The 25,732-nt window shown below is 75.4% G+C and carries 9 protein-coding genes; all 9 read left to right on the top strand.

Features of this window, described 5'->3' with window-relative positions:
- Positions 1–21: 21 nt before the first annotated feature.
- The 9 genes from ACQEVZ_RS01695 to ACQEVZ_RS01655 all read left to right on the top strand — a co-directional run bounded on the left by ACQEVZ_RS01695 (position 22) and on the right by ACQEVZ_RS01655 (position 25,732).
- Positions 22–513 carry a hypothetical protein gene (locus tag ACQEVZ_RS01695; RefSeq protein WP_433360275.1) on the top strand — a complete coding sequence of 164 codons (492 nt, stop codon included), beginning with the start codon at positions 22–24 and terminating at the stop codon, positions 511–513.
- The gene (locus ACQEVZ_RS01690) at positions 510–3,488 is read left to right on the top strand and encodes an amino acid adenylation domain-containing protein (RefSeq protein ID WP_433360272.1); all 2,979 of its coding nucleotides are present in this window, start codon (positions 510–512) and stop codon (positions 3,486–3,488) included. The genes ACQEVZ_RS01695 and ACQEVZ_RS01690 overlap by 4 nt, the downstream gene beginning before the upstream one ends.
- On the top strand, positions 3,485–4,384 hold the full coding sequence (locus ACQEVZ_RS01685; RefSeq protein ID WP_344506626.1) for an ABC transporter ATP-binding protein: 900 nt from the start codon (positions 3,485–3,487) through the stop codon (positions 4,382–4,384). Before ACQEVZ_RS01690 ends, ACQEVZ_RS01685 begins: the two co-directional genes overlap by 4 nt.
- Entirely contained in the window at positions 4,381–5,226 is an 846-nt protein-coding gene (locus tag ACQEVZ_RS01680) for an ABC transporter permease (RefSeq protein WP_360571602.1), read from the top strand. The genes ACQEVZ_RS01685 and ACQEVZ_RS01680 overlap by 4 nt, the downstream gene beginning before the upstream one ends.
- On the top strand, positions 5,226–6,416 hold the full coding sequence (locus ACQEVZ_RS01675) for a macrolide family glycosyltransferase (protein WP_433360267.1): 1,191 nt from the start codon (positions 5,226–5,228) through the stop codon (positions 6,414–6,416). Before ACQEVZ_RS01680 ends, ACQEVZ_RS01675 begins: the two co-directional genes overlap by 1 nt.
- A gap of 22 nt (positions 6,417–6,438) precedes the next feature.
- Positions 6,439–7,230 carry an FkbM family methyltransferase gene (locus ACQEVZ_RS01670; RefSeq protein ID WP_354903217.1) on the top strand — a complete coding sequence of 264 codons (792 nt, stop codon included), beginning with the start codon at positions 6,439–6,441 and terminating at the stop codon, positions 7,228–7,230.
- On the top strand, positions 7,227–8,213 hold the full coding sequence (locus tag ACQEVZ_RS01665) for a Gfo/Idh/MocA family protein (RefSeq protein ID WP_433360263.1): 987 nt from the start codon (positions 7,227–7,229) through the stop codon (positions 8,211–8,213). The genes ACQEVZ_RS01670 and ACQEVZ_RS01665 overlap by 4 nt, the downstream gene beginning before the upstream one ends.
- 153 nt (positions 8,214–8,366) lie before the next feature.
- Positions 8,367–11,456, top strand: a complete 3,090-nt coding sequence (locus ACQEVZ_RS01660) for an amino acid adenylation domain-containing protein (RefSeq protein ID WP_433360260.1) — start codon at positions 8,367–8,369, stop codon at positions 11,454–11,456.
- A 101-nt stretch (positions 11,457–11,557) separates the two neighbouring features.
- Positions 11,558–25,732 carry a type I polyketide synthase gene (locus ACQEVZ_RS01655; RefSeq protein ID WP_433360257.1) on the top strand — a complete coding sequence of 4,725 codons (14,175 nt, stop codon included), beginning with the start codon at positions 11,558–11,560 and terminating at the stop codon, positions 25,730–25,732.

The following is a 25,732-nucleotide window of genomic DNA, read 5'->3' as shown; positions in this document are numbered from 1 at the left end:
CAGCACGACCGGGGAGGCACCATGACCGCACTGACGCTCAGCCGTGACAACGCCAGGGGTGCCTACATACTCACCGGCCCCGACGGGACCGTGCTCGGCTCGCTCGCCGCCGACCGCCGCTTCCGCCACGGTGAGACCGTCTCCGCCGCGGGCAGCGTCGCGGTGCACAGCGGCGGGCTGCGCCGCCGCTCGGCGTGCGCCGGCGACGAGGACGCGCCCGTGCTGCGGCTCGACCCGGACGGCAGCGTCGTCCCCGGCCTGCCCGGGGCGCGCTGGGACGTGACCCGCGACCGGACCCGGTTCACCGGCACGCTGAGCGCCGCCGGCGTGAGCGTCGTCGTCACCGTCCCCGCGGGCGGCAACGGGCCGCTGGAGGCCGACGTGCGGGGTGACGTCCCCGGCTGGGACCTGGTCGTGCTCACCGCGGCGTTCGCGCTGCTGGCCCGCCGCCGCGCCGACACCATGCTCACCGCCGCGCTGGTCAGCGTCGCCACCGGCGGAGCCGGCCGGTGACCGCGGACCTCCGGGACGCGGTGACGGCGCCCGCGGACACCGGCTACCGGCGGGCCGTGTCGGCGACCGACTGGTGGTTCGTCGCGCACCCGCGCCGGATCCCGCCGGTCATCCAGACCGTCGTCGAGGGCACGGGCACCGTCGACGTCGCGGCGCTCACCGCCGCCGTGGCGGCCGCCGGTGCCGCGAACCCCGGCAGCCGGCTGCGGCGGCAGGGACAGTGGTGGGTCGACTCCGGCCGCGCGCCAGGGGTACGGGTGATCGACGGCTGCACCGGCCCGATCGCCGATGTCGCCGCCCTGCACGACCCGCTGCCGACGCCGGACGGCGCCTGGTGCGAGGTGCTGTGGTGCCCCGGCGACCGCCCGGCGCTGGTGTTCCGCGCCTCCCACGCCGTGATGGACGGCCGGGGCAAGGCGATGTGGATCGCCGACGTGTTCCGGGCCCTGCGCGGCGAGCCCCTCGCGGGCGCCACCGGCACCGTCACCGACGGCGACGTCTTCGACCGGCTCGGCATCACCAACGCCGAGAGCAAGCCCGACGTGTGGTTCCCGTCGCCGCTCGGGCGGCCGGGCCGCGGCCGGCGCACCGTCTGGGCCAGGCGGACCGTCGACGGCTACCACCCGGCGCTGACGGCGAAGGTCGCGGCCGCGCTGCGGGACGCCTACGGCCTGGACACCGCGCGCTTCGCGGTCGCCTTCGACCTGCGCCGGCACGCGCCGGAGACCCGCACCACCGGCAACCTGCTGCAGACCGAGCTGTTCGACCTCGAGGCCGGCGAGCCGTGGGAGGCGCTGCACGAGCGGCTCCTCGCCGCGATGGCGCAGCGCCGCGAGGTCACCTGGCGGCTGGACCCCAACCTGCTGAAGATGCCAGTCCCGGCGCTGCGGACCCTGATCCGGTTCATGGAGTCCGGCCGCAAGGACCGGCACGCGTCCGCGACCGTGCTGTCGCACCTGGGCCGCGCCGACCTCGCCGAGCACTCCACCGCGACGTTCGACGCGCGGACCACGTACCTGCTGCCGCTGCTCGCCGCGGTCAGCGCGCCGGAGGTCAACACCGTCGAATTCGGCGGCCGCACCGAGCTGACCCTCACCTGGCGGGACGGCCCGGGCGTCAAGGAACGCATGGAGGCGGTCCTGGACGCCGTCGCCTCGTCGCTGGCACCACCCGCGCCGCGCCCCGCCGTCGTGGACGCCGCGCCCGGTTGGACCGTGGTCGACCGGTTCGCCGAGGTGGTCGCCGCGCATCCGGACGCAGTGGCGCTGCGCTGGCCCGGCGGCTCGATGACGTTCGCCGAGCTCGACGCCCGCTCCGACGTCGTCGCGGCCCGGCTGGTGGCCGGTGGCGTCGGCTGCGGGGCGGTCGTCGGGCTGCTCGCCGACCGTTCCATGTGGACGATCGCGGGGCTGTGGGGCGTGCTGAAGGCCGGTGCGGCGTACCTGCCGCTGGACGCCGGGCACCCCGACGCCCGCATCGCCGCCCTCCTCGCCGACGCGGGCGCGGCCGTGTGCCTGGTGCGCGCGGTGGACGCGGCCCGGACCCCGACCGGCTGCACCACCGTCGTCCTCGACGACCTGCCCGCGGACGGTGCCGGCCCGGTCGCGGTGAAACCGTCCGGCGGCGACCTGGCGTACGTGATCTATACGTCCGGCTCGACCGGCGCGCCGAAGGGCGTCGAGATCGAGCACCGCGCCCTCGCCAACTACGCCGACTGGGCCGGCCGGGTGTTCGCCGTCGACGAGGACACGCACTTCGCGCTCTTCACCTCGCCGGCCTTCGACCTGCCGAACACGGCGCTGTTCCTGTCGACGCTCGCCGGCGGCACCCTCGTGCTGGTCCCCGGCGAGCCCAGCCACGTGACCCTGCGGCACCTGCTGGAGGAGTCCGGGGCCAACGCGCTGAAGCTCACCCCGTCGCACCTGGACCTCATCGGCCGCCTCGACGTCGCCCCCGCGGGCTTCCGCCTGCTGGTCGTCGGCGGCGAGCCGCTGCGCCCGGCCGTCGCCGCCCGCGCCAAGGCCCAGTTCGGCTCCGGGACCCGCCTGTTCAACCACTACGGGCCGACCGAGGCCACCGTCGGCTGCGTCGTGCACGCCCACCACGCCGGGCGCTACGACACCGCCACGGTGCCGATCGGCCGGCCCGCCGCGAACTGCGCCGTCCACGTCCTGGACGCCGACCGGCGCCCGGTCGCCGAGGGCGGGACCGGCGAGCTGCACATCGGCGGCGCCCAGCTGGCCCGCGGCTACCGGGGGCGGCCCGACCTGACCCGCGAACGGTTCGTGCACCTCGCCGACGGCACCCGCGTCTACCGCACCGGCGACCTCGCCCGGGTCCTGCCCAGCGGCGAGATCGAGTGCCTCGGCCGGGCCGACGACCAGGTGAAGATCGCCGGCCACCGGGTCGAACCCGCCGAGGTCGCCGCGGCCCTGGAGGCGCACCCCGAGGTGCAGCGGGCGGTCGTCGTGGCCCGCCCCGCACCGACCGGCGCCGGCAAGGTCCTGTGCGCCTACGTCGCCGCATACCCGGGCACCGACCTGGAGGAGCTGCGGGCCTTCCTGGCCGGGTCGTTGCCGCGGTACCTGCTGCCGGCCTCCCTGCACCGGGTCGACGCGTTCCCGCAGACCCCCAACGGCAAGATCGACCTGTCGGCGCTGCCGGCGCCGTTCGCCGGGGCCGCGACTGTGGACGAGGACGCCGACGACGTCCGCGACGCCGTGGCGAAGGTGTGGGCGAAGGTTCTGGACGTCGACCCCGGACGGATCGACGGCGGCACCGACTTCCACCAGCTCGGCGGCGACTCGGTACTGCTGCTGGCCATGCTCGCCGGGGTCTGCGACGAGGTCGTCGGCGCCGCCGGGGAGGCCGCGTTCATGGCCGAGCTCGGCCGCATCATCCGCCGGCCGACCCTCGACGGGGTCAGCGCCGTTGCCCGCGAAACGCTGCAAACGACAGATGAGGGGGCGCCGTGAGGCCGCTCGGAGAAAGCCCGGCGATCGAGGTGCGCGGGCTGCGCAAGCTGTACGGCGAAACGGTCGCGCTGCACGACATCGACTTCGAGGTCCACCGCGGCGAGATCTTCGCCGTCCTCGGGCCCAACGGCGCCGGCAAGACCACCACCGTGGAGATCCTGGAAGGGTTCCGCCCGCGCGACGGCGGCACCGTCGAGGTCCTCGGCCAGGACCCGTTCCGGGCCGGCGAGGAGTGGCGGGCCCGCATCGGCGTGGTCCTGCAGACCACCGGCGAGTTCGAGGACCTCAACGTCGGGGAGGTGGTGCGGCACTTCGCCCGCTACTACCCCGACGCGCAGGACCCCGACGCGCTCATCGACCGGGTCGGGCTGACCGAGAAGCGCGACGCCCGCGCCTCCAAGCTCTCCGGCGGCCAGCAGCGCCGCCTCGACGTCGCGCTCGGCATCATCGGCCGGCCCGAGGTGCTGTTCCTCGACGAGCCGACGACCGGCTTCGACCCGCAGAGCCGCCGCGACTTCTGGCAGCTGATCCGCGACCTGGCCGCCGGCGGCACCACGATCGTGCTGACCACGCACTACCTGGAGGAGGCCGAGCAGCTCGCCGACCGGGTCGCGGTCATCGCCGGGGGCCGCATCGTGGACATCGGCGTGCCGCAGACCCTCGGCGGCCGCGACACCGAGGCCACCGTCGTGTCGTGGATGGGCCCCGACGGGCCCGAGACCGTGCACACCACCACGCCCACGAAGTTCGCCGCGGACCTGCACGCCAGGCTCGGCGGGGAGGCGCCCGGGCTCACCGTGCACCGGCCCAGCCTCGAGGACGTCTACCTGCAGATGATCGGCGCCGCCGGTACCCCGGCCGCTGTGACTGCCGCTGTGACTACGGAGGACCGATGACCGCCCTGACCGTCGCACCGGCCCGGCGCCTGCCCCGCGCCCGGCTGCGGCGCATCGTCTCGCTCGGCCTCTACCGCGGGCAGCTGGAGCTGCTGCAGTTCTTCCGCGGCACCGAGACCGTGGTGTTCTCCCTGCTGTTCCCGGTCTTCGCGCTGGTCATCTTCAGCTCGATGTTCGACGGCGAGATCGCCCCCGGCGTCACCTACAGCGACTACCTGGTGCCCGGCATCATCGCGACGGGTCTCATGGTCACCGGCTTCCAGACCCTGGCCATCTCGATCGCGATCGAGCGGGACCGCGGCGGGCTGAAGCGGATCGCGGCCACCCCGATGCCCCGCTCCGCGTACTTCATCGGCAAGGTCATCATGGTGCTCGTCACCAGCGTCGTGGAGACCGCGGTGCTGATCGCGGTGTCTGTGCTGCTGTACGGCACGCACCTGCCCGGCACCGCCGACGCGTGGTTCACCTTCGGCTGGGTCAGCATCCTCGGCGTCACCGCCTGCGCCCTGTGCGGCATCGCGCTGTCGTCGCTGCCCCGCAACAGCCGCTCCGCGCCCGCGGTCGTCGCGCCGTTCGCGTTCGTGCTGCAGTTCATCTCCGGCGCCGCGCTCGTCTTCACCGACCTGCCGGCGTGGCTGCAGTGGGTCGCGTCGGTGTTCCCGCTCAAGTGGATGTGCCAGGGCCTGCGCTCGGTGTTCCTGCCCGACAGCTACGCCGCCCACGAGGCCGCGCACAGCTGGCAGCTCGGCTGGGTCGCGGTGTCCCTCGGCGGCTGGGTCGTCCTCGGCACGATCCTGTGCCTGGTCACGTTCCGGTGGACGAAGACCCGGGACGGTGGCTGATGGCGCACATCGCCTTCTTCACCCCGCCGTCGGCGGGCCACCTCAACCCGACCCTCGGCCTCGCCGCCGAGCTGCTGCGCCGCGGCCACCGCGTCACCTACGCCACCACCGCCGAATACGCGGCCCGCGCCGGCGAGGTCAGCTCCGACGTCGTCGAGTACCAGGAGCGTTTCGCCGGCGACTTCCGCTCCTTCCAGTTCTCCGGCCGCAGCCTCGTCGACGCCATGGCCGCCAGCCTCGCCGAGACCGAGGCGCTGCTGCCGGTGCTGCGCGACGCGTTCCCGCACCCGCCCGACGCCGTCGTCTACGACAACGCCGCCTGGTGGGGCCGGCTGCTCGCCGCCGAGTGGAAGACCCCGGCCGTGCAGGTCTCGCCGATGCTCGTCTCCAACGACCACTGGTCGATGAGCGAGCGGTACACCAAACTCAGCGCCCTGCAGCCGCGGCTGTGGCTGTTCCTGGCCCGCCTCGGCGGCTTCCTGCGCAAGCTCGGCACCGACGTCACCCCGAAGCAGCTGCTGACCGGCGACGGCGCGCCCCGGCGGGTGGTGTTCATCCCGCGGGAGTTCCAGTTCCGCGGCGAGACGTTCGACGACACCTACCGGTTCGTCGGGCCCTGCCTGTTCGAGCGCAGGTTCCTCGGCACCTGGGAGCGCACCGACGACCGCCGGCCGCTGATCCTCGTCACCCTCGGCACCATCTACAACCAGAACCCGCAGTTCTTCCGCACCTGCATGGACGCGTGCGCGGACCTCGGCGGGCACGTCGTCATCGCCGTCGGCGACGGCGTCGACCTCGACGCGCTCGGCACCCCGCCGCCCAATGTGGAGCTGCGGCGGTTCGTCGCCCAGCTGCACGTGCTGGAGCACGCCGACCTGTTCATCACCCACGCCGGGATGGGCAGCACCATGGAGGCGCTGTACCACGGCGTGCCGATGCTCGCCGTGCCGCAGATGGCCGAGGAGCGGGCGAACGCCGACCGGATCGCCGAGGTCGGCGCCGGCCGGGTCCTTGCCACCGACGGGCTCACCGCGCCGGTGCTGCGCGCCGAGATCGAGCGGATGCTCGCCGACACCGTGATCCGGCGCCGGGCACTGGAGCTGCGCGACGCCACCCGGGCCGCCGGCGGTGCCGCCACGGCCGCCGACTGCGTCGAGGCCTCGCTGCAGACGGCCACGGCTATCCACTGAACCCCGAGAGGACTGGGCCACCATGACCGCAGCACCGCCCGAGCCGCAGCGCGTGGCGCTGCCGGACGACGGCCGCCTCGTCGCCGTCACCAACCCGCAGGACGTCCTGGTCTGGCCCAGCCTGAGCGAGGACTCGCCCTACGCCGACGGCATCGCCGGCCTCGGCGCCGGTGACGTCGTGATCGACGTCGGCGCGCACATCGGGCTCACCGCCCTGTACTTCACCGACAAGATCCCCGGCGTGCGGGTCCTCGCCTTCGAGCCGGCCCGACGCACCAACGCGTGCCTGGCCGACAACGCCGCCCGGCTGATGCCCGGCGTCCGCGTCTTCGACGTGGCGCTCGGCGCCGAACCGGGCACCGCCGAGCTGACGTTCCTGCCCAACCACACGATGATGGCGACGATCGTCAGCGACGACGCCGACGACGACCGCAACATGACCGCGGTGCTGCGCAACTTCGGCGTCGACGGCGAGGCGAGCGAGCAGTTCTGGCGGGAGTTCCGCGAGGGCGCCGAGCGGTACGAGGTCCGCGTCAGCACCCTCGCCGAGGTCCTGGACGAGGAGGGCATCACCGACGTCGGCCTGCTCAAGATCGACGTCGAGCGCGGGGAGCTGCCGGTGCTGCGCGGGCTGCGCGCCGAGCAGTGGGCCGGGGTCCGCCGGGTCGTCGCCGAGGTGCACGCCGTCGACGGCAACCTCGACGCCGTCGTGGAGCTGCTGCACGCGCAGGGCTTCAGCACGAAGGTGTTCCAGGAGGACGTCTTCGTCGGGGGCAGCGTCCACATCGTCTCCGCGGCGAGGCCGGGCGCATGACGGTCCGGTTCGGCATCCTGGGCTGCTCGTCGGTCGCGCGGCGGCGCAGCATCCCGGCTCTCGTCGCGCACCCCGGCGCCACTCTCGCCGCGGTCGCCAGCCGCGACCCGGAGAAGGCCAAGGCGTTCGCCGCCGAGTTCGGCTGCGACGCCACCGGCTACGACGAGCTGCTGGCCCGCGACGACGTCGACGCGGTCTACCTGCCGCTGCCGACCGCGCTGCACGTGCCGTGGGGGCTGAAGGTCCTCGCGGCCGGCAAGCACCTGCTGCTGGAGAAGCCGTCGGCGACGTCCGCCGACGGCGCCCGCGAGCTCGTCCGCGCCGCCACCGAACGCGACCTGGTGCTGCGGGAGAACTTCACCTTCCCGCACCACGCGCAGCACGCCACGGTCGCGCGGATGCTCGCCGAGGGCAGGCTCGGGCAGCTGCGGTCCTTCAGCGGCGCGTTCTGCTTCCCGCCGCTGCCCGCCACCGACATCCGCTACGACGCCGGTCTCGGCGGCGGCAGCCTCCTGGACGCCGGGGTCTACCCGATCCGTGCCGCGCAGCTGCTGCTCGGCGACGACCTGACGGTGGCCGGCAGCAGCCTGCGCGTCGACGGCCGCACCGGCGTCGACGTGGCCGGGCACGCGCTGCTGGTCTCCGCCGCCGGGGTCCTCGCCGACGTCAAGTTCGGCTTCGAGCACACCTACGGCGCGTCGTACACCCTGTGGGGCAGCGCCGCCCGGCTCACCGTGGACAAGGCGTTCACGCCCGTGGCGACCTGGCAGCCGGTGCTGCGCATCGAGGAGCAGGACCACAGCGAGGAGCTCGTCCTGCCCGCCGGCGACCAGTGGTCCGCCGCGATCGCCTCGTTCACGGCGGCCGTCACCGCCGGCCACGGCGCCGGTCACCCGGCCGAGGCGGCCGGGCTGCGGTCCATGGTGCGCACCATGGAACTCGTCGAGGACGTCATCCGCGCCGCGAAACGCGTTGCGGCTTAAGGGTTCTCCTAGAGATCGTCGTCGGCGCCGCTGCGACCTGCGACGGCGCACCATACTTCGTCTGCAGAAGTCGACGCCGCCGCACGGACGTGCCGCAGCGGCGGCCGGGACGCGACTGGTGTCGCTCGCCGGCGCGGCGAAAGGGAGGCTGACTTGCCGTCCACCGATCAGAGCCCCACGTTCCGCCGGGCGGTGTCGCCCGTCGAATGGTGGATCGCGGCGCACCCGCGCGGCACCGTGCCGGTGCTGCAGGTCGCGGTCGAGGGCACCGGTGCGCTCGACCCCGGCCGGCTCGCCGAGGCGGTCGCCGCCGCGTCGGACGCCTGCCCCGGCACCCGCCTGGCCCGCAAGGGCCGCGAGTGGGTCGACACCGGCCGGCCGCCCGGGGTCCGCACCGCGAAGGCCGGCGGGGTGCCAGTACACCGGCTGCCGGAGCTGCAGGAGCCGCTGCTGCACCGCGGCGGCCCCACCTGCGAGGTGCTGCACGTCGAGGGCCCCACGCCGGCGGTCGTCTTCCGCGCCTCCCACGCCGTCATGGACGCCGGCGGCGTGCTGCTGTGGGCGGGCGACGTGTTCCGGGCCCTGCGCGGCGAGCCGCTCGTCGGCGCCACCGACACCGTCACCGAGGTCGACCTGCTGCCGCCGCTGACGCAGAAGCCGACCCCGCCGGGGCTGCAGTACCCGGCGCTGCTCGGCGGGCGCGCCCCCGGCAAGGAACGCCGCACCCTGTGGCTGCGCCGCAGCGTCGACGGCTACCACCCCGGGCTCATCGCCCGCCTGGCCACCACGATCGCCCCGCTGTGCGGCGACGGCGACGCCCAGTTCGCGGTGCCGGTGAACCTGCGCCGGTACGCCCCGCAGACCCGCTCGACCGCCAGCCTCTCCCACAGCCTGCCCTTCACCGTGCCGGCCGGGCAGGACTGGGAGGCGACCCACGAACGCCTCCTCACGATGCTCGCCGAGGAGCGCGACGCGCAGGCCCGCCTCGACCCGGCGGTGCTGAAGATCCCGCAGCCGGTCCTGCGGCTCATCAACGGCGCCCTGGAGAGCAAGGCCACCAAGCAGAACCGGTACCCGTCGCACGCGTCCCTCGCCCACCTCGGCCGGGTCGACGTGGAGGAGTTCAGCACCGCCTCGTTCGCCGCGACCGCCCTGTACTCGCTGTCCAGCAGCCCCGCCGGCGGGCCCGTCGAGCTCGACGTCGTCGAGTGCGCCGGGCACACCGAGATCACGCTCAGCTGGCACGACGGGCCCGGCATCGAGGAGAAGGCCACCGCGCTGCTGGACCGGATCGAGGAGGCCCTGTCCCCGGCGGCGCTGCGGACACCGCCGGCCGCCGGGCTACCTGCGTTCGCCGCGCCTTCGACGCCAGGCACCGTGCTGCCGGCGTTCGCCGCGCAGTGCGCCGCCACCCCCGACGCGCTCGCCGTCAGTGGCCCCGACGGCGACCTCACCTACGCCGAGCTCGACCGGCGCTCCCGCGTCGTCGCCACCGCCCTGCGCGACCTCGGCATCGGCCGGGAGGACGTCGTCGGGGTGCTCGCCGACCGCACCGCCGCCGCCGTCGCCGCGATCTGGGGCGTCGTGCGGTCCGGCGCCGCGTATCTGCCCCTCGACGTGCAGCACCCCGACGCCCGCCTCAACGACATCCTCACCGACGCGGGCGCGCCGGTCTGCCTCGTGCAGCGCCCGCACGATGCCCGGACCGTCGTCCCGGCCGGTTGCCGCACCGTGCTGCTCGACGAGCTGACGGGTGAGCCGCCGGCCGGCTGGACCGAGCCCGCCACCGAGCCCGGCGACCTCGCCTACGTCATCTACACGTCCGGCTCGACCGGCCGGCCCAAGGGCGTCGAGATCGAGCACGGATCCCTCGCCAACTACGCCGCCTGGGCGACCCGCTCGCTCGGGGTCGACGCGTCCACCCGGATGCCGCTGCTCACCTCGTTCGCCTTCGACGTCTCGTGTACGTCGCTGTTCCTGCCGCTGCTGGCGGGCGGGTCCGTGCTGCTCCCGCACGGCGAGCTCAACCACGCGACACTGCGCACGCTGCTCACCGACGGCGCGCCGACGGTGCTGACGATGACACCGTCGCTGCTGGAGCTCATCGGCGAGCTCGACGTGCGCCCCGCCACCGTGCGGGTCGTCGCCGCCGCCGGCGAGGTCCTGCGCCGCAGCGTCGCCCTGCGGGCCCTCGACATGTTCGGACCCGAATGCCGGGTTATGAACCTGTACGGCCCGACCGAGGCCACCATCGAATGCCTCGCCCACACCTTCGACCCCGCCACCGACACCGCGGCCGGGGTGCCGATCGGCGTGCCGCCGGACAACTGCACCGCCCACGTCCTGGACGCCCAGCACCGCTTCGTCGCCCCCGGCGAGGCCGGCGAGCTGTACGTCGGCGGCGCGCAGCTGGCCCGCGGCTACCGCGGCCGGCCCGACCTGACCCGGACCCGGTTCGTGCGCCTCGCCGACAGCACCCGCGTCTACCGCACCGGCGACATCGTCCGGGTCACCGACACCGGCGTGGTCGAGTTCCTCACCCGCGCCGACGACCAGGTCAAGGTCCTCGGCAACCGGATCGAGCCGGCGGAGATCGCGCAGACCCTCGAGGACCACCCGTCGGTCAGCCGGGCCGCGGTCCTCGCCCGCAGCCGCCCCGGCGGCGACCACAAGCTGCTGTGCGCCTACGTCGTCGGCACCGCGCCCGACCCGGCCGAGCTGCAGGCGTTCGTGGCCGAACGGCTGCCCCGCTACATGGTGCCCGCCACCGTGACCGTGGTCGCGGAGCTGCCCCGGACCGTCAACGGCAAGATCGACGTGCGGGCCCTCCCGGACCCGTTCGCGGGCGCCGACGAGCCCCCGGCCGACCACTCCGACCGCGACGACGTCACCCGCGCCGTCGCCGCGATCTGGGCCGCGACGCTCGGCGCCGACCCCGACCGGCTCGCCGACGACACCGACTTCCACCAGTTCGGCGGCGACTCGCTGCTGATGCTGTCGATGGTCGCCGCCGTCTGCCGCGACGTCGTCGGTGCCGCCGCCGAGCCGCTGTTCATGGCCCGGCTCGGCGAGATCGTGCGAGAGCCGACGATCGCCCGGGTCGCCGCCATCGCCCGCGCCGCCCTCTCGCCGACCCCCGCCCTCTCGCCGACCCCCGCTCTTCCGACGACCTCCGCCGGAGCGTCGGAAGACCCGGCGACGCGGCCCGGCGCGGAGCAGCCGGCCGAGGCCGTCACCGCCTGACGCCGGACCGCGGCGACCAGACCGACCACCCAGCGCCGACCAATCACCGTGTGCCGCCCGGCCGCCGGGCGTCCGCACGCTGTCATGAGGAGCCGAGCGAGATGGCGAACGAGGACAAGCTCCGCGACTACCTCAAGCGCGTGACGGCCGACCTGCGCCAGGCCAACCGGCGCATCCGCGAGTTCGAGGAGCGCGACCGGGAGCCGATCGCCGTCGTCGGCATCGGCTGCCGGTTCCCCGGCGGCGTCACCGGCCCCGACGCGCTGTGGGACCTCGTCGCCGGCGAGCGCGACGCCGTCGGCGGCGTGCCGCTCAACCGGGGCTGGGACTTCGAGCGCATCTACGACCCGGTCCCGGGCCGCCCCGGCCGCACGTACGCCCGCGACGGCGGGTTCCTGCACGACGCGGACGCGTTCGACGCCGGCTTCTTCGGCATCTCCCCGCGCGAGGCCCTCGCCATGGACCCGCAGCAGCGGCTGCTGCTGGAGACCACGTGGGAGGCCCTGGAGGACGCCGGCCTCGACCCGTCCCGCATCCGCGACACCGAGACCGGGGTGTTCGTCGGCGCCAGCCACCAGGGCTACGGCGCCGCCACCGAGGGCGCCCCCGACGGCGTCGAGGGGCACCTGCTCACCGGCGGCGCCGCCGCCGTGCTGTCGGGGCGGCTCGCCTACACGTTCGGCACCCGCGGCCCCGCCGTCACCGTCGACACCATGTGCTCGTCGTCGCTCGTCGCGCTGCACCTCGCCGTCCGCTCGCTGCGGGCGGGGGAGTGCGGCATGGCCGTCGTCGGCGGCGCCACCGTCATGGCGGTCCCGCAGTCGTTCATCGAGTTCTCCCGCCAGCGCGGCCTGGCCCCCGACGGGCGCTGCAAGGCGTTCTCCGACGACGCCGACGGCACCGGCTGGGGCGAGGGCGTCGGCGTCCTGCTCCTCGAACGGCTCTCCGACGCCGTCGCGCGCGGCCGCCGGGTCCTCGCCGTCGTGCGCGGCTCCGCGGTCAACCAGGACGGCGCCTCCAACGGCCTTACGGCCCCGAACGGCCCGGCGCAGCAGCGGGTCATCCGGGCCGCCCTCGCCGACGCCGGCCTGGAGGCGTCCGATGTGGACGCCGTCGAGGCGCACGGCACCGGCACCACCCTCGGCGACCCGATCGAGGCCGAGGCGCTGCTCGCCACGTACGGGCAGGGCCGCGACCCGAGACGGCCGCTGTGGCTCGGCACCCTGAAGTCCAACCTCGGCCACACCCAGGCCGCCGCCGGGGTCGCCGGCGTCATCAAGGCCGTCCTCGCGATGCGGCACGGCGTCCTGCCCCGCACCCTGCACGTCAACGCCCCGTCGTCGAAGGTCGACTGGTCCGCGGGCGCCGTGCGGCTGCTGACCGCCGCGCAGCCGTGGCCCGCCGTCGACCGGCCCCGTCGCGCCGGCGTGTCGGCGTTCGGCGCCAGCGGCACCAACGCGCACGTCGTGCTGGAGCAGGCCCTCGCACCTGCGGACGATCTGCCTCTGGCATCGTCGCCGCCGGTGCTGCCGTGGGCCCTGTCGGCGCACACCGCCGAGGTGCTGCCGGCGCAGGCGGCCGCTCTCGCCGCGCACCTCGCCGGCCATCCCGACCTCGACGCCGCCGACGTCGCCCGGACCCGGGCCACGGCCCGGGCGCACCTGGAGCACCGGGCCGTCGTCCTCGGCACCGACCGGGCCGCCCTGACCCGCGCCCTGGACGTCCTCGCCGCCGGTCTCCGCGACCCGGACGTCATCACCGGCACCGCCGACCTCGAGGCCGCTTCGGCCATGCTGTTCACGGGTCAGGGTGCGCAGTGGTCGGGGATGGGCCGCGGTCTGTACCAGGCGTTCCCGGTCTTCGCCGCGGCGTATGACGAGGTGCGCGCCCACGTCGAGGTGGACGATGCTCGGCTCGATGAGACGCAGTGGACGCAGCCTGCTCTGTTTGCCGTTGAGGTCGCGGTGTACCGGCTGCTTGAGTCCTGGGGGTTGCGACCCGACTTCCTGCTCGGTCATTCGATCGGCGAACTGGCCGCGGCCCACGTCGCCGGGGTCTGGTCGCTTGAGGACGCCTGCAAGGTGGTGGAGGCTCGCGGTCGTCTCATGCAGGCGCTGCCATCCGGTGGCGCGATGGTGGCGATCCAGGCTTCCGAGGAGCAGGTCCGCGCGGCGCTGGTCGACGGTGTATCGCTGGCCGCTGTCAACGGTCCCGACGCGGTCGTCATCTCCGGCGACGAGGAAGCCGTCTCAGCTGTGGCGGCGGGGTTCGCCAAGACGCGCCGGCTGAAGGTGAGTCACGCGTTCCATTCGGCGCGGATGGACGGGATGCTCGACGCGTTCCGCGAGGTCCTGAACACGGTCACGTTCAACCCGCCGCAGATCCCGATCGCGACGACGTCGATCGGCGACGTCACCGACCCGTCGTATTGGGTGGATCAGGTCCGGGGGACCGTCCGGTTCGCTGACGCCTTTGAAAGCTTGAAGGCGAAGGGTGTCACGAGGTTCCTCGAGGTCGGGCCCGACGGGGTACTGTCGGCGCTGGTCGGCGGCATCCCCGCGATGCGCAAGGGGCGCGACGAGCCCGCCACCCTCATGGCCGCCGTCGCCGCCGCGCACGTCGCCGGCTGGTCCCCGGACTGGGCCGCGTTCCTCCCGGGCCGGCGGGTCGAGCTGCCCACCTACGCGTTCCAGCGGGACCGGTTCTGGCTCACCCAGAACCGCCACGACTCCACAGTGGACGGCTGGCTCTACCGCGAGACCTGGAAGCGCCTCCCCGCGACCGGAGCGGCGCTCGACGGCACCTGGCTGCTCGTCACCCACACCGGCGACCAGGCGCTGCACGACACCCTGACCCGCGCCGGCGCCACCGTCCGGACGCTCACCGTCGCCGAGCACACCGACCGGGCGGCGATGACCGGTCTCGTCGCCGCCGCCGCGACCGGCCTCACCGGCGTCGTGTCGACCCTCGCCGCGTCCGCGACCCCGTCGCCCGGCCCGGCGCCCGTCACCGCAGGCGTCGCCGACACCCTCACCCTCGTGCAGGCCCTCGGCGACGCCGGCATCGGCGCGCCCCTGTGGTGCGTCACCGGCGGCGCCGTCAGCACCGGCCCCGGCGACCACGTCCGCGACCCCATGCAGGCCGCCGTCTGGGGCCTCGGCCGGGTCGCCGCCCTCGAACACCCCGACCGCTGGGGCGGCCTCATCGACGTCACCGGCGACCTGTCGCCGGTGCCCGGCCTCCTCCGGGGCACTGAGGACCAGGTCGCGGTCCGCGACGGCGCCGTCCACGCGCGCAGGATCACCCGGGGCGCCGGCGGGGCACCGGCCGGCTGGCGGCCCCGCGGCGCCGCGCTCGTCACCGGCGGCACCACCGGCCTCGGCGCCCAGACCGCCCGCTGGCTCGCCGGGCACGGCGCCACCCACCTCGTCCTGCTCAGCCGCCGCGGCGACGAGGCGCCCGGCGCCGCCGCGCTGCGCGACGAGCTCACCGCCCTCGGCGCCGGGGTCACCGTCGCCGCCTGCGACGTCGCCGACCGGGACGCCCTCGCCGCCGTCGTCGAGGCGGTCGAGGCCGAGCACGGCCCGATCCGCACCGTCGTGCACGCCGCCGGCGTCGGCGTCCTCGGCCGGCTCCGCGACACCACCCCCGCCGACCTGGCGGCCGCGACCGCGGCGAAGCTCGGCGGCGCCGCGAACCTCGACGCCGTCTTCGACCGCGACACCGTCGACCGGTTCGTCACGTACGCGTCCGTCGCCGGGGTCTGGGGCAGCGGCGACCACGGCGCCTACGCCGCCGCGAACGCCTACCTCGACGGGCTCGTCCAGGCCCGCCGCGCCCGCGGCCGGGCCGGCACGTCGATCGCGTGGGGCATCTGGAGCACGGAAAGCGGCGGCATGGCCCGCGCCGACGTCCGCACGTCGGCGAACTGGCACGGCATCGAGTTCATGGACCCCGCCGCCGCCCTCGACGCCCTGCACCACATCCTGGACCGCGACGCGGCCACCGCCGTCGTCGCCGACGTCGACTGGGCCCAGTTCGCGCCGCTGTTCACCGCGGCCCGGCACCGCCCGCTCATCGCCGACCTGCCCGAGGTCGCGTCGCTGCTCGCGCCGCCCGCCGCGCCCGCCGCCGGCGGCGTGGACGCCCGGCGGCTCGGACTCGGCGCGCTGGAGGACCTCGTCCGGGCCGGCGCCGCCGAAGCGCTCGGCCACCGGGGCGCCGACGCGGTCAACGGCACCCGCTCGTTCCGGGACCTCGGCTTCGACTCCCTGACCGCCCTCGAACTGCGCGACTCCCTGGCCCGGTCCACGGGCCTGCGGCTGCCGACGACCGTCATCTTCGACTACCCCAACGTCGACGCCCTCGCCGCGCACCTGCACCGGGAGCTCGGCGGCGCGACCACCGCCGCGCCGGCCGCCGCCGTCCAGGCCGCCGCCACCGAAGAGCCGATCGCGATCGTCGGCATGAGCTGCCGGTTCGCCGGTGGCGTCGAGTCACCCGAGGACCTGTGGGCGCTGCTGAGCGACGGCGGCGACGCGATCGGCCCGATGCCCACCGACCGCGGCTGGGACGTCGACGGCCTGTATGACCCGGACCCGGACCGGCCGGGCCGCAGCTACGTCCGCGACGGAGGCTTCCTGCGCGACGCCGTCCGCTTCGACCCGCAGCTGTTCGGGATCTCGCCGCGGGAGGCCGTCGCCATGGACCCGCAGCAGCGGCTGCTGCTCGAGGTCGCGTGGGAGGTGTTCGAGGCCGCCGGCATCGACCACGCCACGCTGCGCGGCACCCCCACCGGGGTGTTCGTCGGTGCCGCCGGCGGCGACTACGGCAGCCGCCTGCAGCAGGTCCCCGACGGCGCCGAGGGCCACCTCATCATCGGCACCGAAAGCAGCGTCGCGTCCGGCCGCATCGCCTACACGTTCGGGCTCGAAGGACCGGCCGTCACCGTCGACACCGCCTGCTCCTCGGGGATGGTCGCCACCCACCTGGCCGCCCAGGCGCTGCGCCGCGGCGAGTGCGACCTGGCCCTCGCCGGCGGCGTCGCGGTCATGTCGTCGCCGGCGGCGTTCGTCGGGTTCAGCCGGCAGCGCGGCCTCGCCGCCGACGGCCGCTGCAAGGCGTTCTCCGACGACGCCGACGGCATGGGCCTCGCCGAGGGCGCCGGCATGCTCGTGCTGGAGCGGCTCAGCGACGCCCGTGCCCGCGGCCACCGCGTCCTGGCGGTCGTGCGCGGCTCGGCCCTCAACCAGGACGGCGCCTCCAACGGTCTCACCGCCCCCAACGGCCCGGCGCAGCAGCGGGTGATCCGGGCCGCCCTGCGCGCCGCCGGCCTGGAGGCGTCCGATGTGGACGCGGTCGAGGCGCACGGCACCGGCACCGCCCTCGGCGACCCGATCGAGGCGCAGGCGCTTCTCGTCACCTACGGCGCGGACCGGCAGACCCCGCTGTGGCTCGGGTCGCTGAAGTCCAACGTCGGGCACACCCAGGCCGCCGCCGGGATCGGCGGGATCATCAAGATGGTCCTCGCGATGCGGCACGGCACCCTGCCGCGAACCCTGCACGTGGGGCGGCCGTCGACGCACGTCGACTGGACCGCCGGCGCCGTGGAGCTGCTCACCGAGGCCTGCGACTGGCCCGCCACCGGTCGCCCGCGCCGCGCCGGGGTGTCGTCGTTCGGGGTGTCCGGCACCAACGCCCACCTCATCCTGGAGGCCGCCGAGGAGCCGGAGGCCGCCCCCGTCCCGGCCGCCGGACCCGCCGCCGTGCCGGTCCTGCTGTCCGCGCACAGCGACGAGGCGCTGCGCGCCCAGGCCGCCCGGCTCGCGGCGCACCTGGCGGCGAGCGACGACGACCTCGCCGACGCCGCCTGGACGCTGTTCAGCGCACGGGCCGCCCTGACGCACCGGGCGGTCGTCGCCGGCACCGACAGAGACGGCATCGTGCGGCAACTGGACGGGCTCGCCACCGGTACACCATCCGCCGCCACCGTCACAGGAGTCATCCGGGCCGGCGGGAAGGTCGCGTTCGTGTTCCCCGGGCAGGGATCGCAGTGGCTCGGCATGGGCGTGGAGCTCCTCGACGCCGAGCCCGTGTTCCGGGAGCGGATCGAGGCGTGCGAGGCGGCCCTCGCGCCGTTCGTCGACTGGTCCCTCACCGCGGTCCTGCGCGGCGACGCCGGCGCGCCCGGCCTCGACCGCGTCGACGTCGTGCAGCCGGTCCTGTGGGCCGTCATGGTGTCCCTCGCCGGGTGGTGGGCGTCCCACGGCGTCACCCCCGACGTCGTCGTCGGCCACTCGCAGGGCGAGATCGCGGCCGCCTGCGTCGCCGGGATCCTCACCCTGGACGACGCCGCCCGGGTCGTCGCGCTGCGCAGCCAGGCGCTGTCGGTCCTCGCCGGTCGCGGCGGCATGCTCTCCGTCGCGCTCCCGCCGGAGCAGGCGACCGACCGGCTCGCCCCGTGGGCGGACCGGCTCAGCGTCGCCGCCGTCAACGGCGTCGGCTCCGTCGTCGTCTCCGGCGACGTCGACGCGCTCGCCTCGCTCGCCGACGCGTGCGCCGCGGACGGGGTCCGGACCCGCCGCGTCGAGGTCGACTACGCCTCCCACTGCGCGCACGTCGAGGCGATCCACGACCGGCTCCTGGAGGTCCTCGCGCCCGTCGCGCCGCGGCCGGCGCGGGTCGAGTTCCACTCCACCGTCGGCGCCGACATCACCGGCATCGACGTCGGCGGCGCCGAGTACTGGTACCGCAACCTGCGCCACAGCGTCCAGTTCGCGCCGGCCGTGCGCGCGCTCGCCGACGCCGGCGTCACTGTCTTCGTCGAGGTCAGCGCCCACCCGGTGGTGACACCCGGCATCCAGGAGACCGTCGACGCCGCCGGGGTCGACGCGGTGGTCACCGGCACGCTGCGCCGCGACGACGGCGGGCCGGTCCGGCTGCTCACCGCGCTGGGCACCCTGCACGCGCACGGCACCGCCGTGGACTGGACGACCGCGTTCGGCGCGGGGCGACGGACCGTCGACCTGCCCACGTATCCGTTCCAGCGGCAGCGGTACTGGCTGGACGCCCCACCACCCATGAGCACCGGCGACGGTGTCGACGCCCGGTTCTGGCAGCTCGTCGAGCAGCAGGACCTTCAGGAACTGGCCGCGGCGCTCGCGGTGGCGCCCGACGCCGTCGAAGGGCTCCTGCCGGCACTGTCGCGCTGGCGGCGGGAACAGGCCGGCCGGGCGGCGCTGGACGGGTGGCGGTACCGCATCCGCTGGCAGCCCCTCACCGACCTGCCCACCACCCCGGCAGGACGGTGGCTGGTCGTGCTGCCCGCCGCCGACCGGGCCGGCGCCTGGACCGAGCACCTCGTCGCCCAGCTGCTCGCCGCCGGCGTGCGCGCGGACGTGCTGACGCTGCCCGCGCAGGCGGACCGGGCGACGTCCGCCGCGCACCTGCGCGCCGCCCTGGACGGCAGCCCCGCCCCCGACCGGGTCCTGTCGCTGCTCGCCCTCGACGAGCACCCGTGCCGCGTCGGCACCGCGCTGCCGTCCGGGCTCACCGCGACGGTCGCGCTGCTGCAGGCGCTCGGGGACGTGGCGTGCCCGGCTCCACTGTGGACGGTCACCCGGGGCGCCGTGCAGGTCGGCGCCGCCGACGCCGTCACCGCACCGCTGCAGGCGATGACGTGGGGCCTGGGCCGCATCGCCGCCCTCGAACACCCCGACCGCTGGGGCGGCCTCGTCGACCTGCCCGCGGAGGTCACCGCCGCGACCGTCGCCAGGCTCGCATCGGTCGTCACGGGCCATGACGGCGAGGACCAGGTCGCCGTCCGCGGCGCCGCGACCTACGCCCGCCGCCTCGTGCGCTCCGGCAGCGGCGCCCCGGCGGCCGGCCGGTGGCGGCCCGACGGCACCGTGCTGGTCACCGGCGGGACCGGCGGGATCGGGGCGCACCTGGCCCGGTGGCTGGCCGCCGAGGGCGCCGGGCACCTGCTGCTCACCAGCCGGCGCGGACCGGAGGCGCCCGGCGCCACCGAACTCGCCCAGCAGCTGCGGGACGCCGGCTGCGACGTCACCCTCGCCGCCGTCGACGTCGCCGACCGCGCCGCCCTCGCCGGCCTCCTCGCGAGCGTGCCCGACGACCGGCCGCTGCGGGCGGTGTTCCACGCCGCCGCGATCCTCGACGACGGCGTCATCGACGGCATCACCGCCGAGCGGGCCGCCGCCGTCGCCGCGCCGAAGGCGGACGCTGCCCTGCACCTGGACGAGCTCACCCGCGCGCTGGACCTGACCGCGTTCGTGCTGTTCTCCTCGCTCGGCGGCACCCTCGGCGGCCCCGGGCAGGGCAGCTACGCCGCCGCCAACAGCCTCCTGGACGCCCTCGCGCAGCAGCGGCACGCCGCGGGGCTGCCCGCCACCGCCGTCGCCTGGGGCGTGTGGGCCGGCGGCGGCCTCGCCGGCGGTGAGATCGGCGAGTCCGCCCGCCGCCAGGGCATGCTGCCGATGGACCCGGGCAAGGCGATCAGCCTCCTGCACCGCGCCCTCGACGACGGCGACACCTGCGTCGTCGTCGCCGACGTCGACTGGCCCAGGTACGCGCCCGCGTTCACCGCGTCCCGGCCCAGCCCCGCGCTGCGCGACCTGCCAGAGGCGGCACCGGCCGAGGACGGCAGCGCCGTCCCGCTCGGCCGCGAGCTCGCCGGGCTCCCCGTCGCCGAGCGGGAGGCGCGGCTGCTGCAGCTCGTGCGTCGGCACGCCGGCGCCGTCCTCGGCTTCCCCGACGACACCGCCGTCGACCCCGGCCGGGCGTTCCGCGATCTCGGCTTCGACTCCCTCACCGCCGTCGAGCTGCGCAACCGGCTCGGCGCCGCGACCGGGCTCCGGCTGCCGGTGACGCTCGTCTTCGACCACCCGACCGCGACGGCCCTCACCCGGCACCTGCTGGGGGAGCTCGTCGGCGGCGAGGCCCCGGCACCCGAGACCGCCGTGCGGGCGGCTGACGGCGACGACCCGATCGCGATCGTCGCGATGACCTGTCGGCTGCCCGGCGGCGTCGCCGGCCCCGAGGACCTGTGGCGGGTCCTCATCGACGAGATCGACGCCGTCGGCCCGTTCCCCACCGACCGCGGCTGGGACCTCGACGGGCTCTACGACCCGGACCCCGAGCGGTCCGGCACCTTCTACACCCGCGAAGGCGGCTTCCTGCACGACGCCGCCGCCTTCGACCCCGCGTTCTTCGGCATCTCCCCGCGCGAGGCCCTCGCCATGGACCCGCAGCAGCGGCTGCTGCTGGAGACGGCGTGGGAGGCGTTCGAACGCGCCGGGATCGACCCCGCCGCCGCCCGCGGCAGCCGCACCGGCGTCTTCGTCGGCTCCAACTACCACGACTACGTCTGCCGGCTGCACGTCGCGCCCGAAGGCTTCGAGGGGCAGCTCGCCCTCGGCAGCGCCGGCAGCGTCGCGTCCGGCCGGATCGCGTATCTGTTCGGGCTCGAAGGACCGGCGCTGACCGTCGACACCGCGTGCTCGTCGTCGCTGGTCGCGCTGCACCTCGCCATGCAGGCGCTGCGCCGCGGCGACTGCACCCTCGCCCTAGCCGGCGGGGTCACGATCATCTCCTCGACCGACACGTTCGTCGAGTTCAGCCGGCAGCGAGCCCTGTCACCCGACGGGCGGTGCAAGGCGTTCTCCGCGTCCGCGGACGGCGCCGGCTGGGCCGAGGGCGTCGGCCTGCTCCTGGTCGAGCGGCTCTCCGACGCGGTCGCCAACGGCCACCCGGTCCTGGCCGTCATCCGCGGCTCCGCGGTCAACCAGGACGGGGCCTCCAACGGGCTCACCGCCCCGAACGGTCCGGCGCAGCAGCGGGTCATCCGCGCCGCGCTCGCCGACGCCGGGCTGCGCCCCGCTGACGTGGACGTGGTGGAGGCGCACGGCACCGGCACCAGCCTCGGCGACCCGATCGAGGCGCAGGCCATCCTCGCCACCTACGGGCAGGGGCGCGACGAGCCGCTGCGGCTCGGGTCGGTGAAGTCGAACCTCGGCCACACCCAGGCCGCGTCCGGCGTCGCCGGGCTGATGAAGATGGTCCTGGCCCTGCGCCACGGGACGCTGCCGCGCACCCTGCACGTCGACGCGCCCTCCCCGCACATCGACTGGTCGTCCGGCGCCGTCGAGCTCGCCACCGAGGCGCGGCCGTGGCCGGCCACCGACCGGCCGCGCCGGGCCGGGATCTCGTCGTTCGGCATCTCCGGCACCAACGCCCACGTGATCGTGGAGGAGCCGCCGGCGGTGATCGCCGCGGCGGGCTCGCGCGCCGTGTTGCCGGTGGTGCCGTGGCCGGTGTCGGCCCGCACCGCGGACGCCCTCGACGGCCAGGTGTCCAGGCTGCGTGAGGTCACCGAGAATCCAATGGACGTTGGATTTTCCCTGGCGACCGGCAGGTCGATGTTCGAACACCGGGCGGTGCTGCTCGGTGACACGCAGGTCCGGGGGCGGGTCCGCGACGGCGGCAACGCGATGCTCTTCACCGGCCAGGGTGCGCAGTGGTCGGGCATGGGTCGCGGCCTCTACGAAGCCTTCCCGGTGTTCGCGGCGGCGTATGACGAGGTGTGCGCGCACATCGAGGGACTGCGGGACGTCGAGGGTGACCTGCTGGATGAGACACGGTGGACGCAGCCTGCGCTGTTTGCGGTTGAGGTCGCGGTGTACCGGTTGCTGGAGTCGTGGGGTCTGCGCCCCGACTTCCTTCTCGGTCATTCGATCGGTGAGCTGGCCGCGGCGCATGTCGCGGGGGTCTGGTCGCTTGAGGACGCCTGCAAGGTGGTGGAGGCTCGCGGCCGGTTGATGCAGGCGCTGCCGGCCGGTGGTGCGATGGTGGCGATCCAGGCTTCCGAGGAGCAGGTCGGCACAGCGCTGGTGGACGGCGCCGAGATCGCCGCCGTCAATGGCCCGGACGCGGTCGTCATCTCCGGCGACGAGAGCGCGGTCGAGGCGGTGGCGGCGGGGTTCGCCAAGACGCGTCGGTTGAAGGTGAGTCATGCGTTCCATTCGGCGCGGATGGACGGGATGCTGGACGCGTTCCGTGAGGTTCTGGCCGCTGTGAAATTCAACGAGCCGGGGATTCCGATCGCGATCACGTCGGCCGGTGATGTCACCGACCCGGAGTACTGGGTCAGGCAGGTCCGGGGGACGGTCCGGTTCGCGGAGGCCGCTTCCAGGTTGACCGCGAAGGGCGTGACCAGGTTCCTGGAGGTCGGTCCGGACGGGGTGCTGTCGGCGATGGTCGACGGGGTCGCCGCGATGCGGAAGGGTCGCGACGAAGCCAGCACGCTGATGACCGCCGTCGCCCAGATGCACGTCACCGGTTGGTCTCCGGACTGGACCCGGCTCCTGGCGGGCGGGCGCCGCGTCGACCTGCCCACGTACGCGTTCCAGCGGCAGCGGTACTGGCTCGACGCCCCCGCCGACGCCCACGCCGGCACTGGGGACCCCGCCGCGCTCGGCCTCGGCACGGTCAGGCACCCGCTGCTCGGCGCCGGCGTCCCCCTCGCCGACACCGGCGGCCACCTCTTCACCAACCGGCTGTCGATCGCCGACCAGCCGTGGCTCGCCGACCACCGGGTCATGGACACCGTCCTGCTGCCCGGCACCGCCCTCGTTGAGCTCGCCCTATCCGCCGGCGACGCCGTCGGCTGCGACCGGATCGAGGAGCTCACCCTGCAGGCGCCGCTGGTCCTGCCGGAGCCCGGCGCGCTGCAGCTGCAGGTGATCGTCGGCGCCGCTGACGGCTTCGGCACCCGCACGGTCCAGGTGCACTCCCGCGACGCCAGCGGCACCGACGACACCGATCCAGCCGCTTGGACCGCGCACGCCACCGGCCGCGTCGCCGCCGCCCGCACCTGGGACGCCCCGGACTTCACGGAGTGGCCGCCCGCGGGTGCCGAACCCGTCGACATCGGCGGCCTCTACGACACCCTCGCCGACGCCGGGTTCGAATACGGGCCGGCGTTCCGGGCCCTGCACCGGGTGTGGCGCCGCGACGGCGTCGTCTACGCCGAGGCCGCCCTCGCCGATCCCGAGCGCGCCGAGGCCGGCCGGTTCCTGCTGCACCCGGCGCTGCTCGACGCCGCCCTGCACACCCTGGCGTTCGCCGACGGCGTCGCCGGGCGCGGGGTGCTGCCGTTCTCGTTCGAGCGGGTGGCGCTCAGCGCCGTCGGGGCCACCGCCGTGCGGGTCCGGCTCACCGGCAGCGGCACCGACACCGTCGCCGTCGACCTCGCCGACCAGACCGGCCGGCCGTTCGCGGCGATCGGCGCGCTCGCCCTGCGCCCGGTCACCGCCGGTCAGGTGAAGGCGGCCCGCTCGCAGCACCACGACTCGCTGTTCCGGGTCGACATGGTCATGAACCCGGTCGGGCCGGCCCGCGACCACACCGGGCAGCGCTGGGCGGTCCTCGGGCTCAACCCGGTCAAGCTCGTCAAGGCGCTCGGCGCCACCGGCGCCGCCGTCGAGACCTACCCGGACCTCGACGCGCTCCGCGACGCCGTGGCCGCCGGCGCGCCGGTCCCCGACCGGGCCGTCGTCTCCTGCGCGGACCGGCCTGAGGGCGCCGACATGGCCGCGCGGGCCCGCAACGCCACCTACTGGGCGCTCGGCCTCGTCCAGGGGTGGCTCGCCGACGAACGCCTCACCGGGTCCCGGCTGGTGTTCGTCACCCACAGCACCGGCGGCGACACCGTCGACGACCTCGCCTGGGCGCCGGTGTGGGGCCTGGTCCGGTCGGCGCTGACCGAGAACCCGGACCGGTTCGTCCTGCTCGACCTCGACGACCGCGACGTCTCCTACGCCGCACTGCCCGCCGCCCTCACCTGCGGCGAAGGCAACGTCGCCGTCCGCGTCGGCGGCGTCCACGTGCCGCGGCTCGCCCGGGTCGCCGCCACCCCCGGCGTGACCCCGTCGGCGACGTGGGACCCGAAGGGCACCGTCCTGATCACCGGCGGCACCGGCGACCTCGGCGGTCTCATCGCCCGGCACCTCGCCGCCGAACACGGCGTCCGGCACCTGCTGCTCACCAGCCGCCGCGGCCCCGCCGCCGAGGGCGCCGCCGAGCTGCGGCAGGCGCTGCTCGACCTCGGCGCCGAGGTGACGATCGCCGAGTGCGACGTCGCCGACCGGGACGCCCTCGCCGCGGTGCTCGCCGCGATCCCCGCGGACCGGCCCCTCACCGGTGTCGTGCACACCGCCGGGGTCGTCGACGACGGGGTCGTGTCCGCGCTGACCCGCGAGCAGGTCGACACCGTCCTGCGGCCGAAGGTCGACGCCGCCCTCAACCTCGACGAGCTCACCCGCGGCCTGCCCCTGTCGGCGTTCGTGCTGTTCTCCTCGATGGCCGGCACGTTCGGCGGCACCGGCCAGGCCAACTACGCGGCCGCGAACACGTTCCTGGACGCCCTCGCCCACCAGCGCCGCGCCGCCGGCCTCCCGGCGCTGTCGCTCGCCTGGGGGCTGTGGGAGCAGGGCAACGGCATGACCGCCAAGCTCGATGGCGGCGACCTGCGGCGGATGGCCCGCGGCGGGCTCGCTCCGCTGTCGCACGCCGAGGGGCTCGCCCTGTTCGACGTCGCCTGCGTCGTCGACGAGGCCGTGCTCATCCCGGCCCGCCTGGTCGTCGACGCGATCCGGGCAGCCGCCGGGACCGAGGCGGTGCCGGCCATCATGCGCGGCCTCGTCGGCCGCCCCGCCCGGCAGGCCGTCACCACCGGACCGGCCGCCGCCGAGGTGGAGACCCTCGCCGCCCGGCTGGCCCGGCTGAGCAGCGCCGAACGGCAGCGCACCCTCCTGGACCTGGTCCGGGCCGAGGCCGCGGTCGTCCTCGGGTACCCGGGCCCGGACGCGGTCGAGCCGGACCGCGGGTTCCTCGAGCTCGGCTTCGACTCCCTCACCGCCCTCGAACTGCGCAACCGGCTCGCCGCCGCCACCGGGCTGCGGCTGCCGGCGACGCTGCTGTTCGACTACCCGTCGCCGGACGCGATGGCCGGGCACGTCCTCGGCCAGCTCGTCCAGGACGACGCCGACGCGCCGTTCGCCGTCCTCGACGACCTCGAGGCCAGGGTCGACGCGATCGACGACGACACCCGGGACCGGCTCACGGACCGGCTGCAGCTGCTGCTCACGAGGCTCACCGACCGCGGGGCCGGCTCCGGGGCGGGCGTCGCCGAACGCCTCGACTCGGCCAGCGACGACGACATCTTCGCGTTCATCGACAACGACCTCGGTCTGTCGTAG

This window comes from Dactylosporangium sp. CA-152071, from assembly GCF_050936335.1.
Classification (GTDB): domain Bacteria; phylum Actinomycetota; class Actinomycetes; order Mycobacteriales; family Micromonosporaceae; genus Dactylosporangium; species Dactylosporangium maewongense.
Note: the sequence above shows the minus strand (reverse complement) of the source record. Positions and strands in the feature narration are given on the sequence as shown.